This window comes from Bartonella gabonensis (assembly GCF_903679515.1).
Lineage (GTDB): Bacteria > Pseudomonadota > Alphaproteobacteria > Rhizobiales > Rhizobiaceae > Bartonella > Bartonella gabonensis.
In genome coordinates this window covers 1-2,795 of record NZ_CAHOYM010000076.1, presented here as the reverse complement: position 1 = coordinate 2,795, position 2,795 = coordinate 1, and the positions used below count along the sequence as shown (strand labels likewise).

Here is a 2,795-nt window from a genome sequence, read left to right as displayed (position 1 = left end):
ATCTATATCTTTATAATATCACTATAGGTTGTTATTTTTAAACTTGATAAAAATTAATCATTTGAAATATAATAACTTTTATTTTTTGATTTAAAAAAAATATATAAGGGGGTGTAAAAAGAACCCTCAAAATCTTCAAAAACCTCAAAACTAAGAGATAAAAAGACTTTGAAGGTTCATGACACAAATAAAGGTTATAAAGTTTAGTGTTTTATAAGATTTTCAGATTGCCCATTGTGATGTCTTATCACTTTTCACTAAAGGATGCCATTCATAGCGTATAGTAGGTCGACCGCTTTTAGAGCTATGATCACTTGCTATTTCACGAATATAGTTATAACGGCATAAAAGCTCTAAAGCTTGCTTAACGGCTTGATTGTCTTTTAAAGAACTCCAACTTTTTTGATGAACATCACGTAAAGTAAAGACATCGGATAAACAATCACAGCGTTCGACAATCAATTTTGCACGCTCTGCTGTCAATGTATCCCCCGCCGCATAAAGACGTTTTGCGTGACTTATCAGATATTTTTCCCAACACAAGGCTCTCTCAAGGGCATCTCTATTGATTTCAAAACGCCCCCCTTCACATAGTTCAAAAATCAACGCAAGGCTTGCTATGGTTTTATCCATTTTCAAAAGATATGATTGTAAATTTGTAGAGAAATTTCCCCCTTTGATTGTTTTTTGAAACTTTTCCCACCATTCACGAAAGATCTCTTGAGCATCAGCAGAAAAACGCATGATCATAGGGTGTTTTGGAGATCCTAAAGGTTTATCGTAAAGAGAACGAAAGACCTCTTGATAAATTTCCCATGCCTTTTGATTGGGCGGTCTATCAACCCAGTCACGCTCTTTTCGTTCATCGGGAAAGACCAGCATTTGAAACCGTTGCAATAAGCCGTCATCGTTTATTCCATAGTGCATAGCTTGAATGAGTGGAATAATTCGAGAGGGTTGAATGCCCCCAATGACGGAAAGGGTTGCATTGGGAATAAAAATGGTTCCACGCTCTATACGGTCATAGGTAAATTGATCATCTCCATTAAAAGCTGTTAAATAGAAAGAACGGTCTGTTTGATATTCCTTTCTCTCTAAATTGGCTAAAAAACCAGATAATTCATCACGGACCATTAAGAGACCACGGGGGTTTTCTTTTAAGAGTTCCCCAAGCTTTTCGACCGTGACATCGTTGACAATAAGACGTCGTTTATTGAGCGTGTCATCATCATCAGTTTCTTTGTGTTCAAAAGATTGAGAAAGAAGAGCAAGGGCTTGTTCCTCGTCTTGATCTTTGAGTGCTTTGTAGGCTTGTTTTTTCTTTTCTCTTTTGTCTAATTCAATCAGAATATCTTTTGTTTCTTGGCTTTTTTTCTGCTTTATCCATTCTTGATGCCATTCTTCTTGAAAAGCATAGAGAGGGGCTAAAGCAGCTTTCATGGTAGGTGTTTTCATGGTTGAAGGTTGCCCCACAATAGCGCCCCAGAGATTAGGAACAATTGTCCAATTAGCATGTTGTTTTGGGGCAATACGCACGCCATTTCCAATGACAGCAGCTAAGCCACATAAAGCAGAGATAGCCACAAAATCGATAGAAGATTGTTGCATATCAGCAACGTCATAGACATAGTTTATTAATGGTGTTGGGAGCAGGTATATTTTAAAAGGTTCGACGGGTAAAAGAGCCGTACCAATGGGTTTTAATTCCCCCCAACCATTTTGTTGCAAGGCTTGTTCATAAGGAATAGCTTTTAAACAAACATCATCGTTTAAAGAGGCATTATCGTTATCATTGGAAAAAACATTTCGGTTATTGCTGTCTATAATATTGTTTTTATCCTTTATCATTTATTTATAACCTTTCAAGATTAAAAAGTCATTGAAATCTAAAGTGTTAGGAGCTTGCATCATGAAGATATCAAAGCCTTGTCTATAAGCCCGCGCAGCGAGGTTAAAACCTGCTTTACGACCCGCATCATCCCCATCCATTGCGATTGTCAGACGTCCTTTTATCGGGGGTAAATTCACACGCATCATGCCACTGGTGGAAAGAGACGCCCATAAATTAACGGGCTCTGATAACAATCCAGACAGCAGCGCCAGCCCCGTTTCAATGCCTTCACAAATAACCAGATGTTTGGGATTGTCTTGACTTAAATGCACAGCACCGCCCATGACAGACCCCAACATGGCTTTTGCTGGTTTCTGGTCTGTTTTGCAGCCATTGGCTTTTAAAAAGGTCCTATGAATGGCAAAAGAGCCAGCCCCCTTAACAAGAGCTACCAACGCGGGCAGTGTCATTCCCAAGGGGTGTGGACAGTTGTCGTGAAAGCGTAAATCAGYAGGYAATTCACATGTGATCCCCCGCATGCGTAAATAGGTTTCTGCTAARGWRTTTTTAATCGGTTGGCTTTGTTGCCAAATCTCTTTTGCTYTTTYTGCTTTCTGTTTTGCTCGTTTRAGATCAGCACAMAMCTGTTTTGAGAAAGAAAGCGTRTGATCATAAGCTTTATCAAAAAAGGCTTGTTTCCCCAGCAAGCCAATTCTTCTAAGCGCTTGTATGATCTCTCTAAAAGARCARCCAGCATAACAAGTGAGTAAAAGGGGCCCATCATGTCCATTAGAAAGAGATAAGCTAGGCAATTGATCATCATGAGCAGGGCAACGGGCAAGTCCATAATCCCCATGCCAAACTCCACGTAATGCATTTGTAATGCCCCGAGCATTGATATAAGAAGACATTTTGTGATCCTATAATATTGCATCATAGGACGGATTCTGCTATCCATTAACTT

2 protein-coding genes are annotated in these 2,795 nt (G+C 39.1%); both read right to left on the bottom strand.

Translation table 11 applies throughout. The features are described 5' to 3' along the window. Nucleotides 1–222: 222 nt before the first annotated feature. Nucleotides 223–1,848 (bottom strand): YfjI family protein, encoded by a 1,626-nt coding sequence (locus tag HWX04_RS07975; RefSeq protein ID WP_175869593.1) that lies wholly within the window; start codon nt 1,846–1,848, stop codon nt 223–225. Next, complete coding sequence (locus tag HWX04_RS07970) at nt 1,849–2,742, bottom strand: DUF7146 domain-containing protein (RefSeq protein WP_175869592.1); 894 nt, start codon at nt 2,740–2,742, stop codon at nt 1,849–1,851. Nucleotides 2,743–2,795: the final 53 nt, after the last annotated feature.